Raw genomic sequence first — 12,930 nt, 5'->3', positions numbered from 1 at the left:
TAGTTTAATCTGGTTAAACAGGGGATAGATATTAAGGTAAGACCTTTTGGATATTGAGATTCGGGATATTTTTTAAGAAAAATAAATGCCTAACCCAATTTTCGAATAATAATCATTATTTTTGCACCCTGTATAAATTAAAATTATTACTTCAAAATATATTTATGGTAAAAGATTTATTCGAAAGAATTCAGAACAATAAAGGGCCATTAGGAAAATGGGCTTCACAAGCTGAGGGGTATTTTGTATTCCCTAAATTAGAAGGAGAACTTGGTCCAAGAATGAAATTTGGTGGAAAAGATATTTTAAATTGGAGTTTGAATGACTATTTAGGTCTTGCAAATCATCCTGAAGTTCGTCAGGCAGATATTGATGCAGCAACAGAGTTTGGAGCAGCTTACCCAATGGGAGCTCGTATGATGTCAGGGCACACAAAATATCATGAACAATTAGAAAAAGAATTAGCTGAGTTTGTAATGAAACCGGCGGCATATTTATTGAATTTTGGTTATCAGGGAATGGTGTCTACTATTGATGCTTTGGTAACTAAAAATGATATTATTGTATACGATGTAGATTCTCACGCTTGTATTATTGATGGTGTTCGTTTGCACATGGGTAAACGTTTTACTTACAAACACAACGATCTCGAAAGTATGGAAAAAAACCTGCAACGTGCTACAAAAATGGCTACAGAAACAGGTGGTGGAATTTTATTTATTACTGAAGGTGTTTTTGGAATGCGAGGACAACAAGGTAAACTGAAAGAAATTGTAGCCTTAAAAGAAAAATATAATTTCCGTTTACTGGTAGATGATGCACACGGTTTTGGTACACTTGGTAAAACAGGAGCCGGAGCAGGTGAGGAGCAGGGAGTTCAGGATGGTATTGACGTTTATTTCTCGACATTTGCAAAATCAATGGCTAATATTGGTGCTTTTTTAGCCGCTGATCAAGATATTATAGATTACTTAAAATACAATTTACGTTCTCAAATGTTTGCAAAAGCATTACCAATGATTCAAACAATTGGATCTTTGAAACGTTTAGAGTTATTGCGTAATCATCCTGAATTGAAAGATAAACTTTGGGAAAATGTAAATGCATTACAAAACGGATTACGTTCCAGAAATTTTAATATTGGAGATACAAATACTTGTGTAACACCGGTATATCTAGAAGGAAGTGTTCCTGAGGCAATGGTTATGGTAAACGATTTAAGAGAAAACTACGGTATTTTCTTGTCTATCGTAATTTATCCGGTAATCCCGAAAGGAATTATTTTGTTAAGAATGATTCCAACAACATCACACACTTTAGGTGATATTGATGAAACGTTGGTTGCATTTGAAGCAATTCGTGAAAAATTAGAAAACGGAACTTATAAAGAAATTGCAAGCAGAACAAAAGTTGATTTAGACGCTTAATTTCTTGATGAATAAATTCCTGAATATGGGAATTATATAAAAAAATCCATTCGTTATGCGAATGGATTTTTTTTATTTCTATTAAATTTATAGTTCTAAACCACAGTAAAAAAGAAATAGTATGAAAAAAGTATTAGCCATAACAGTAATAGTTTTAGTTGTTTTTGTGTCTTGCAAAAAAACAGCACCTGCGCCAGAGATTGTTCCAAATCCTCCTAAACAGGCCGAAGTTGCAGAGCCATCAGGAGACCAATGTTATGCTTTCGCAAATGATAGTAGTAATGTTGAATTGAGTTTTAACGTTAATTCGCATCAGGAAGTAAACGGAAAACTGACTTATAAGTTGTACGGAAAAGATAAAAATGAAGGAACCCTGATTGGAAATATGAAAGGGGATACGCTAATAGGAGATTATACTTTTATGTCAGAAGGAGTTTCTTCTGTTAGAGAAGTTGCTTTTTTACAGCGAGAAAATACTTTTATTGAAGGTTATACTGATGTTGCAGAAGCAAACGGAAAAGTAACCTTTAAAGATAAAAAGAAATTGAAATTTGATCCAAAAATGGTCCTGACAAAAGTAGCATGTAAAGTAGAATAGTTCTCAGTTCCAGTATTCAGTTTACAGTCTCAGCTAACAGTAAACTGAATACTGAGACTGTAAACTGAGACTGCAAACTTTTTTAAAGATACTTTAAGTATGTTTTTCTTTGACAGTGCACTTTCGGGTCAAAGTTTTTCCATAATAAATGAATAGCAGTATTATCTGCTAATTCCGGAGTTCTGATGCAATTTTTAATTCCTTTTTCCGAGAAAGTTTTAAAATATTCATCGAATATAATTGCTGTAACACCTTTGTTTTGATAATCCGGATGAACACCAATAAGGTAAAATACTACATCTTTGCTCTTTTTTCTGGCTCTTAGCAGATGAATAAATCCAAACGGAAATAATTTTCCTTTTGCTTTTTGCAATGCTTCAGAAAAACTAGGCATTACAATACTAAAAGCAACGAGATTATCGTCTTTATCTACCACAAATTTGATATACTCAGGATTGATAAAACTAATGTATTTCTTTTTAAAATAATCTTTCTGAACATCTGAAATCGCCACAAACGACGATAGACTGGCATAAGAGTCATTAAACAAATCAAACATTTTGTCTACATGAGGCATAATGTCTTTTGTTTTGGTAAAAGTTAACGAGCGTAAATTATACCTCTTTTTGATTAATTCCTGCGCTTTAAGGAAAAATTCCGGTTTAACATTCGAGAACGGAAAAATACTTTCGATATACTCTTTCTCTACCTGAAAGCCTAATTGCTCAAAATGAGTTACATAATACGGATTATTGTACCAGGTAATCATGGTACCCATTTGGTCATAACCCTCAGTAAGAACACCAACTTTATCTAAATTTGAAAATCCCATTGGACCTTCTACGTGTTCCAGATTGTTTTGTTTTCCTAATTCATATACTTTAGCTAATAAAGCTTTGGTAACTTCGATGTCATCAATTACATCAAACCAGCCAAAACGTACTTTTTTCTTATGCTGATGGTTTACTTCAGACCAATTGATAATCGCAGTAATTCTGCCAACAATCTCATTGTCCTTGTATGCCAGATAAAAATAAGCTTCAGCGTTCTCAAAAGCAGGATTTTTTGTTTTATCAAAAGATTCTAATTCATCAGCAATAATAGGCGGAACCCAATATGGATTGTCTTTATAGAGTGAAAACGGAAATTTGATATAATCCGTTAATTCCTTTTTTGTCTTGGCTTCTCTAATTGTAATCATTACGATTTATTTGTTTTAAACAATATTCTAAGTAAAAATATCAATAAAATTGATGGCAACGAATATAGCCATCTTTACTATAAGAAAAAAGTTCTGATATTAAAAAAGCCCAAATAAATGGGCTTCATTTTTTATGATTCAAAGATGTATAACAGAGTTATAGGATATGTTTTCAGATCGATTTTTTGTTTATATCCTTCATGATCTTTTTGTAGGCTCCCACAATCAATCCGTCGGTTGTTTTTGCCATATAAAAATCATTTGAATTTTCAACAATCTGAACAGAACCATTAACCGTTTGCGAATAAATGATTTCTAAATTATTTAAATCATATATTTCGACTATCACCGTTACTTCATTTCTATAGGATTTACCGCGGTGATTGTGTGTACTAAAATCAACTGCTCCAATTTCTTCTTTAACAACTTTGGCTTTTACATTTATAAAATAATCAAAATTGGTTCCAGCCTTTAGATCTGTTAATTGTTTTTTAGTGGGATCAAATGTTATGTTTCGGGGTAATAAAATACCTTTTGTTTTAGGTACATAACTTAAATTATTTTTCAAATGTTTCGTAAAATCCTTTAGAGCGATTTTAGTCAATTTCTCATCTGAGGGATACGGGGCGTCAATAGTGTTTAATAACCATTTGCCACTATGAAAGTCTAATCCGGTTTGTATTTTTCTGTCTTGAGAAACATAAGAAGGGAATGCACAAGACATTAATTGTAAACAAAACAACAGGATTAGGGCAATTTTTTTCATTTCATTTTTTAAACAAAGGTTATATATAAAGATATATAACCTTTGTAAATTATAGATTAAAAAGAAAGGATTTAATCAATACCAACACTAAATTTACTTCCGTGCCATTGATTTCCTTTACGGGCAGCCCCGATTATTTTTACTCTGAAATTTTTTGGTCTTGCCAAGAGGTTACCTTGTCCTCCGGTCATATTCCATTTTCCGTCTCCGGAATCTTTAGCATTAAATCTAATTTCAGCTCCCCAATCAAATGTTTTTTCTCTGACACCAATATTTAAACCTTGATCCAGAACAGCTTTTTGAATTAAGATTTTTCCGTTTTGCGGAAACTTAGCAGCAAAAGTTCTGTTAGGTGGTGGAGTATAAGAACCATTTTGTGGTGTTTGTCTTAAAAGATCTCTGGCTTGACTGTAAGCAAAACCATAAAAATGCTCGTTAATCTTTTTGGCATTTAGATTTGAATTTATACCGTTTTGAACTAAATTATCCAAGGTCGTATTACCTGTTCCAAACCATTCAAAAGACAAACCTAGTCCGCTATTTTGAAAAATTTGTGGCAAAGTAGATTCACTTAAATTACTATAGCTAAAGCCAAATGGACCACTAACATTAAAATTAAGCGGGCCGTAGCTAACTCTTTTGTCATTAAAATAGAAATCTTTTATTTGCGAATTATTGTTTATTAGCGTATTTCCTAATAGTTTGTCTACATCATATTCAAATTGAGCAGCCTCTACTACCAATCTGATCTCGTCAGTAGCTTCAACTCTCCAAAATCCGGTCCATCCTTTAAACTGGTGAACACATTTAACACCCATGTGGTAAACAAGCAAATAGTTGTAATTAAATGCTTTTGTTTTTACGCGTCTTTTACTTTCATATTTATCAATACAAACATCATTGTCGCCAAACAAGTTACCAAATAATCCGCTATGAGGATCGCAAGTACTAAGATTACTTAAAAAACTATTATAAGTAGGATCAGTAGCTGCAGCAGATCCCGCTACAGGTCCGCTATAAGTTGTACTTGAAGTTGTAGATTGAGTGCTGCTAGGTCTGTAATACACAATTGTATTGCTAACCCCAATAGGTGTTGGATAGTTTTCAGGCAATATTAAAGTAACATCTTCTTTAATTCTTAGCTCTGTTTCGACAAAAGGATCTGTAGAGATATCTTCAGATCCAAGATAATCATTTAGTGTAGCATATTCTGATTCCTCAGCAATAAATAGACCAACATCTGTATATTTATAGATTTCTTCTCCAATTTGTATTTCACCGTCAATATTCAAAAATCCGGCAAAAGTATCGTCTCCAATAAATTCAACTGGACCAAGAGGATCATCAAGTATAGGATCTACCGGTGCAGGTACTGTTTGTGAACCTTTAGACGTGATACCACCTCTGGGTGTTTGTAATTTTAATTTTTCTTTATAAAGATTAAAGATAGTTTCTTCATTTTTTTCTGTTACAACAGGTCTTAATGAAAGAAAACCTTTTTTATAAAGCGGCATTAATAAATCATTTAATTTTTCTTCGGGTAGATTTACGTATTCATTGTACGTTTTGGCAAAAGATTCTTTCGATTCGAAGAGCAATCTTCCGTTTTTTACCTGAATTTCGGTTTTTGCTGATTGGTTTTTATTTACCGAATCGTAGTTTTCATTCTCACATGAAGAGAAAAAGAGTGCAAATTGTAATAAAAAAATTTTAAAAAAAAGCCCAATTTTGGTTGGTTTTGGTAAGTAAATTTGTTTCATATTTGAAAATTTTAGTTAATTTGGTTGATTTTCAAATATAGGTATTTTTCTATAACATTAGACTTTTTCTTAAATTTTTTCTTACTATTGGTTTATTCGTATTTTGCTTTACGTTTTCTTTCCTTAGCCTGATAGTCGATTTCTCGTTGCTCTAACTCGTTATCTTTGTTCTTTTTAGCCTTTTCTTTACCTTTAAACTCCATTTGTTTCTCTTTATAACTTCCGTCATAGCGCCAGGAAACCCCAACACCACCATAAAAGATAGAAGGAGTGTTTTTAAAGTTGGTACTTACAGACGCGTCAACCTGAAGATTTGAGTTGATCAGGTAAGCCGCTCCGCCACGAACAATCGCATCACTATAAAAGTCACTCTTGTATCCCTGATTTTCAACAAAACCAGACCATTTATCATTAAAGCCATGTGTCAGGGTTAACACATAACCATAACTAGGATAATCTGTCGTAATATAATCAGCAATAATATTGGTTACAAAAACCCATTTACCACCTCCAAAAAGATTCTGAGTAATCAATACGATTTTAGGAGATATGCTTGATTGTGGCGAAAAGGAATACGGATTCTCTGCGCCAACAAAATTGGCTCCTGCAAAAACAGAAACAGCAGGAATTAATTCATGCCAGTTAAAAGCATGATTGGCTTTGTAGCTGTATATGTTTGCCTCTTTTTTGTAGTTTTTATAAGGATCATAAATCAAATATTTGGCACCCAAAACAGTTTGTCTGAAATTATTCTTTTTATAACTTGTATAAGGAGTGTCAAAATTTTCCATTTGGTATTGCAAATCCAGAATAAATTCCAGTTTTTCAAGAAATGCACCATAACGCAATGTAATATCGGTACCAAAACCGCTGGCATCATAATCTAATAAATCGTGTTTTTCCTTGATGCCATATACACCAAGTTCTGCCTGGATAACAGATTTTCCAACTGCGTACGCAGACATTGTTTCGCCCGGACGGTTAGAATTAATAACATCAGTATACTGTGCGAAAAAAAATTGAGGAACTAAACAAAGAGCTGTAATAAGTAAGTTTTTATTTTTTAACATAAATGTTTTGTTTGATTAAAAAGTAATAACGCATTTCAAATGTACTATATTTTATTATTTATTTAAGATTGATATTTTAATTTTAAACAATTGATTTATTAATTTTGGAAAAAAATTATACGATCATGCAAGAAGCATCTTTTACAAATTTGTTTAAAACGATAATGTGGATTATTGCGTTTTATTATATTTTTAAATTTTTGGCCCGAATCTTTTTACCGGTACTGGTAAAAAAAGCAGTTGAAAAAGCAGGCGAGAACTTTCAGAGACAACAACAATACAGTCAGGATAATACATGGCAAAAAACGCGTACAAATAATGATGAGATAATCATTAATACCGCCAATGCCAAAAATCCCCGCGAAACCAAAAAGGTTGGCGATTATGTTGATTACGAAGAAATAGATTAAGTTTGTGACCTAAATTTATAGGATTCATCATTTAACCCAAACCAGCCTAAATTGAAAATAGTAAATAAGTTCTATCCGCATGCCCTTGTTATACTGGGCTTTATTCTCGTTTCTTTAATTTATTTTTATCCAGTTTTACAAGGAAAACAAATCTTTCAATCGGATATTGCTCAATATACCGGAATGGCAAAAGAGCAAAATGATTTTAGGGCTACAGAACATTCTGAGCCGTATTGGACAAATTCAGCATTTGGCGGGATGCCAACCTATCAGTTAGGCGCTAATTATCCTAACGATTATGTGGGTAAAATAGATGATGCTTTGCGTTTTTTACCACGTCCTGCTGATTATCTGTTTTTATATTTCTTAGGTTTCTACGGTTTATTATTGGTTTTAAAAATAGATCCTCTAAAAGCATTTATTGGTGCAATTGCCTTTGGTTTTTCTACCTACTTAATTATTATACTTGGAGTTGGTCATAACGCAAAAGCCCATGCAATTGCTTATATGCCGCTTGTGATTGCCGGGTTTATCCTCATTTTTCAGAAAAAATATATTTGGGGTGGTTTGCTCACCATGTTTGCGGTTGCATTAGAAATTAATGCCAATCACTTTCAAATGACCTATTATTTACTGATTTTCTTATTGATACTTTCAGGTTATTTTGCTTTTAATTTTATCAAAGAAAAAGAATACAAACCTCTTTTAACAGCATTTGGAGTTTTGGCGGTTGCCGGAATTTTTGCCATTGGCGCCAATGCAACTAACTTAATGGCTACCAGCGAGTACGCCAAATTTAGTACGCGTAGCAACAGCGAGTTGACTTTTAATCCTGACGGAACTAAAAAGACAAACGAAAATGCTTTAAGCCGTGAGTATATTACAGAATACAGTTACGGAATTCCGGAAAGTTTTAACTTAATTGCTCCAAGACTTTTTGGTGGTTCCAATCATGAAAATGTAGGAACAGACAGCCGCATGTATGCTTTTATGATGGAGCAGGGAGTTCCATCAGAGCAAGCACAGGATTTTGTGTCCGGAATGCCTACTTATTGGGGAGATCAGCCTATTGTTGCTGCTCCGGCATACATAGGAGTTGTGGTTTTCTTTCTGGCAGTTTTGGCATTATTTATAGACGATCGAAAAGTAAAATATGTATTTCTTGCAGGTGCATTGGTTTCATTAGTGCTTTCCTGGGGTAAAAACTTCTCTTTGTTAACAGACTTTTTTATCGATTATGTGCCAATGTATGATAAGTTTAGAGCAGTTTCATCGATTCAGGTAATTCTTGAATTGTGTTTTCCTGTTCTGGCTATTATGGGATTACAATCTTTCTTTAAAGCAAAAGAAGAACCTAAACTACAACAAAAAGCGCTACTACAAACCGGAGTTTTTGGTATTGGTATTATAATAATTTTAGTTTTTGCCAAAAGTATGTTTCATTTTACGGGAAGCAGTGATAGTTACTTTGCACAAAGTTACGGACCGGCTTTTGTAGATGCATTAAAAGAAGACAGAATGAGTTTGTACTCTGCAGATTTACTGCGTTCAGGCTTTTTTATTGTAATTACTTTTGGAATTTTATGGTTGTTCATCAAAAATAAATTGGTTCAAAATACAACTTTGATTATTGTTGGTCTTTTAATGATTTTTGATTTGTTTTTTGTTGATAAAAAATATGTTTCAGCTAAGGATTTTGTGAGTCCCGTACAAATTGCGGCTCCGTTTCAGGAAACACCTTCTGATGCTCAAATTTTAAAAGATACCACACATTACAGAGTTTTTGAAGTAAACGGAAACATGTCCAGTGCCCGTGCCTCTTATTTTCATCATTCTCTTGGCGGATATCATGCTGCTAAACCCAGAAGGATACAACAGTTATTTGATTATCAGATCGCAAAAAATAATATGGAGGTTTTGGATATGCTCAATGTAAAATACATCATTCAGACTGATAAAGAAGGAAAAGAGTTTCCAACTGTAAATCCAAAAACAAACGGAAATGCATGGTTTGTAGGAACTGTAAAGTTAGTCAACAAACCAGACGATGTAATGAAAGCGCTCGATCATATAGATACTAAAAAAGTAGCTGTTTTTAATGTTCGTGAGCATGAAAGTAAGTTTAGAAGTGCCCGATTGAAGAAACAATGGGATACGACAGGAACTATCAAAGTAGTACAATACAAACCAAATTATATCAAGTACAAATCTGATAACGCAAAAGATGGTTTGGCGGTTTTCTCTGAGATCTATTATAAAAATGGGTGGAACGCTTATGTTGATGGTAAATTGACAGATCATTTTCCGGTAGATTATGTTTTAAGAGCAATGGAAGTTCCAGGAGGACAACATACCATTGAGTTTAAATTTGAACCTCAGGTCGTGAAAACAGGTAGTATGATTACGTTGGCAAGTTCAATTGCAATGTTATTGCTTTTGATTGGCGGGATTTATTTTGAAAGATTCTTTCACAAAGATTCGCAAAGAATTCAAAGAGATACTCAAAAATAATTTTAAAAATCTTTGCGAAACTTAGTAAATTCTTTGTGAATCTCTGTGAAATCGAACAAACCTAATGGAACAAAAAAAACTCTTAATCATTACCTATTATTTTCCGCCAGCCGGAGGTCCCGGTGTACAGCGCTGGTTAAAATTTGTAAAGTACTTGCCTGAATTTGGTGTCGAGCCAATTGTTTATGTTCCTGAAAACCCCACATATCCTATAATTGATGAAGGTTTGGTGAATCAAATCTCTGAAAAGGCAATAGTGCTTAAAAATAAAATTTGGGAGCCCTATCAATTGGCTTCCATTTTTTCGAAAAATAAAACCAAGAAAATTAGTTCCGGAATTTTTCCCCATAAGAAAAAACAAACCTTTTTAGATAAAACCTTTCTTTGGGTTCGGGGTAATCTTTTTATTCCGGATGCCCGCGTCTTTTGGGTAAAACCATCAGTAGCGTATCTTGAAAAATATATCAGGGAAAATAATATAGATACAATTGTAACTTCCGGACCTCCGCACAGTCTGCATTTAATAGGGTTAGAATTAAAAGAAAAACTAAACGTAAAATGGTTTGCTGATTTTCGTGATCCCTGGACAACAATTGGCTATCATAAAGCTTTGCGACTGTCCCGTTATGCAGCTCAAAAACACAAAAATCTCGAGCATAAGGTATTAAATACTGCCGATACAATTATCGTAACCAGTAAAACGACAAAGACAGAATTTGAAGTAATTACCAATAAACCAATTTCGGTAATTACTAATGGTTATGATATCGAAAATGTCGAGAAACAAACACTGGATGCCAAATTTACTCTGGCGCACATCGGATCTTTTTTGTCAGATAGAAATCCTAAGTTTTTATGGGAATCTCTGGTCGAATTGCTTCACGAAATCCCGGATTTTAAAGCACATTTAGAAATAAAATTAATTGGCGCAGTAAGCCAGGAAGTTTTAGATTCAATAACAGAGTTTGAATTGAAAGAGTATTTGAATCTTCTGGGTTATGTTTCTCATCACGAAGCAATAGCACATCAAAAAAAATCTCAGGTTTTACTTTTAATAGAGATTAATTCTGAAGATACAAAAAGCATTATTCCCGGTAAATTGTTTGAGTATATGGTCTCAAATCGCCCAATAATTGCTATTGGTCCTAACGGGTCTGATTTTGCCGATATTATCAAAGAAACAAATACAGGAGTATTTTTTGATTATTCTGAAAAAGAGAAGTTAAAAAGTGTAATTTTGGACTTTTATAATCAATTTTTGGAAGGAAAATTACAAGCTAATGGTGTTGGTTTACAACAATATTCAAGAAAAAACCTCACCAGACAATTAGCACAATTGATTAACGAATAAACGATAAAAATCTAAATTCTAAAATCAGAACTCTACAATCTAAAATCAAAGCATGGGTATTGTCTTAAATCAGTCTTTCAAAAACACCATTATAACCTACATTGGCTTCGCAATTGGAGCAATTAATACGCTTTATTTATACCCCATTTATTTAGGTGCAACCTATTATGCCTTAACTAATTATATTTTGTCAGCAGCAAATGTTATCATGCCGTTGTTCGCGATTGGGATGCAAAACACACTGGTAAAATTTTATTCGCAATATGAAACCGAAGAAGAAAGGGAGCAGTTTTTGTCCTTTACCGCTTTATTTCCAATATTAATGTGTATCCCGTTAGGAATTATAGGTATTTTTTTCTTTGACGATATCACCGCATTTGTTACCAAGAAAAACCCTGTTGTAAAAGAATTTATGTTTTTGATTCCGTTTATAGGGATCTGTATGGCATATTTCGAGATATTTTATGCCTGGGCAAGAGTACACATGCATTCCGTTTTTGGGAATTTTATAAAAGAGGTTGGTTTACGTTTGGTTTCTACTATTGCTTTGGTAGGTTTGTATTTTAACTGGATGACACTTATTCAATTTGTGTATGTAACAGCCGCTATTTATTTTGTAGCATTTATAGTGACAATGTTTTATGCATTTTATGTCAAAAAGCCAAAGTTTCAAATCAATATTCCGGTAAATGTAAAAAGTGTGATGGAATATACTTTCTTTATTATTCTCTCAGGAAGTGTCGCTAATTTACTTTTAGATGGAGATAAGTTAATACTCAATCAATACATGAAGATTGAAAATATTGCCTATTACTCTGTTGCCACTTATATTGCTTTGGTAATTTCGGTACCAAGTCGTGCAATGCACCAAATTGTATATCCAATTACGGCAAAATTAATGCATGAAAACAAACACGACGAATTGAATTTACTGTACAAAAAAACGTCGATCAATTTGCAAATAGTTGGTGGTTTTGTAATGTTATGCATTTTTGTTAATATTAGCCAACTCTATGAAATCGTTCCCAAAGATTACAGAGGAGGTATTCCCGTAGTTTTTATGATTGGTTTATCGAAGTATTTTGATCTGATTTTAGGGAATAATAATGCGATCATCTTCAATACAAAATACTATCGTACCGTTTTGTTTTTAGGACTGGCTTTGGTGGTTGCAACCTTTGTTCTTAATATCATTTTCATACCAATTTTTGGTATTAAAGGATCTGCATTTGCTACATTATTATCCATTACTCTTTACAGCTTGGCCAAGTTACTGTTTGTGGTTAAGAAACTTGATTTATACCCGTTTACCAAACAAAATCTACATTCGCTGGCAGTTACCGGAGCTTTATTTTTAATGTTTTATTTTTGGGAATTTCCGGTTTATCCATTAATCGGAATTGCTTTAAAATCAGTTTTAGTAACGATTTTATATGTGTATTTAAATTACAAGTTTACTATTTCTCCGGATATTAATAAAGTAATCAATATGCTTTTTAGAAAAATAGGAATTAAAATTTAATACGATTTTAACTCATTGGGGGTACTTAATTTTAACACATAGAAACATAGACTCTAGCCTCTCAAAAAGGCGTTTCACTTAGCTAAAATGCACAGAGTTTGACTATGTCAAAGAAATGTGTTTCTTTTTGTATTCTTTATTAGGTATAAAATCTATGTTTCTATGTGTTAAATATATATTTTTTGCCCCAAGCGAAGCGAACAGACGAGTATTACACCCAACGGGTTATCTCTATTTATAAAAGAGAAAGTAATGTAAATTCTAATCTATTTTGTTTTTATATTTGTTAGTAAGGATAACTAACTTATCGCTAG

10 protein-coding genes are annotated in these 12,930 nt (G+C 33.0%); 6 read left to right on the top strand and 4 right to left on the bottom strand.

Annotated elements, in window-relative coordinates; genetic code table 11:
• Positions 1-164: 164 nt before the first annotated feature.
• Both B0A64_RS20440 and B0A64_RS20435 read left to right on the top strand, forming a co-directional pair.
• A complete protein-coding gene (locus tag B0A64_RS20440) occupies positions 165-1,427 on the top strand; it encodes an aminotransferase class I/II-fold pyridoxal phosphate-dependent enzyme (RefSeq protein ID WP_089481339.1) in 1,263 nt (420 codons plus the stop codon).
• Positions 1,428-1,548: 121 nt separating this feature from the next.
• A complete protein-coding gene (locus tag B0A64_RS20435; protein WP_089481338.1) occupies positions 1,549-2,025 on the top strand; it encodes a hypothetical protein in 477 nt (158 codons plus the stop codon).
• Between the two features lie 82 nt (positions 2,026-2,107).
• Here the strand turns inward: B0A64_RS20435 and B0A64_RS20430 are convergent, their stop codons facing one another.
• The 4 genes from B0A64_RS20430 to B0A64_RS20415 all read right to left on the bottom strand — a co-directional run bounded on the left by B0A64_RS20430 (position 2,108) and on the right by B0A64_RS20415 (position 6,822).
• Positions 2,108-3,226 (bottom strand): GNAT family N-acetyltransferase, encoded by a 1,119-nt coding sequence (locus B0A64_RS20430; protein ID WP_089481337.1) that lies wholly within the window; start codon positions 3,224-3,226, stop codon positions 2,108-2,110.
• Between the two features lie 172 nt (positions 3,227-3,398).
• Positions 3,399-3,992, bottom strand: coding sequence for a hypothetical protein (locus B0A64_RS20425; protein ID WP_089481336.1), 594 nt, complete (start codon positions 3,990-3,992; stop codon positions 3,399-3,401).
• A 71-nt stretch (positions 3,993-4,063) separates the two neighbouring features.
• Positions 4,064-5,752, bottom strand: a complete 1,689-nt coding sequence (locus B0A64_RS20420) for a hypothetical protein (RefSeq protein ID WP_089481335.1) — start codon at positions 5,750-5,752, stop codon at positions 4,064-4,066.
• Between the two features lie 92 nt (positions 5,753-5,844).
• Complete coding sequence (locus tag B0A64_RS20415; protein ID WP_089481334.1) at positions 5,845-6,822, bottom strand: transporter; 978 nt, start codon at positions 6,820-6,822, stop codon at positions 5,845-5,847.
• A gap of 125 nt (positions 6,823-6,947) precedes the next feature.
• Between B0A64_RS20415 and B0A64_RS20410 the strand changes: the two genes are divergently transcribed.
• From B0A64_RS20410 to B0A64_RS20395, 4 genes are all read left to right on the top strand, one after another.
• Positions 6,948-7,232, top strand: coding sequence for a DUF4834 family protein (locus B0A64_RS20410; protein WP_029269064.1), 285 nt, complete (start codon positions 6,948-6,950; stop codon positions 7,230-7,232).
• Positions 7,233-7,283: 51 nt separating this feature from the next.
• The gene (locus B0A64_RS20405) at positions 7,284-9,743 is read left to right on the top strand and encodes a YfhO family protein (RefSeq protein ID WP_089481333.1); all 2,460 of its coding nucleotides are present in this window, start codon (positions 7,284-7,286) and stop codon (positions 9,741-9,743) included.
• A gap of 64 nt (positions 9,744-9,807) precedes the next feature.
• Positions 9,808-11,094 carry a glycosyltransferase family 4 protein gene (locus tag B0A64_RS20400; protein ID WP_089481332.1) on the top strand — a complete coding sequence of 429 codons (1,287 nt, stop codon included), beginning with the start codon at positions 9,808-9,810 and terminating at the stop codon, positions 11,092-11,094.
• 52 nt (positions 11,095-11,146) lie between these two features.
• Positions 11,147-12,616: a lipopolysaccharide biosynthesis protein gene (locus B0A64_RS20395; RefSeq protein ID WP_089481331.1), complete on the top strand. Its 1,470-nt coding sequence runs from the start codon at positions 11,147-11,149 to the stop codon at positions 12,614-12,616.
• Positions 12,617-12,930 lie beyond the last annotated feature (314 nt).

This window comes from Flavobacterium araucananum (assembly GCF_002222055.1).
GTDB lineage: Bacteria > Bacteroidota > Bacteroidia > Flavobacteriales > Flavobacteriaceae > Flavobacterium > Flavobacterium araucananum.
This window is presented reverse-complemented; position numbering and strand designations above follow the sequence as displayed.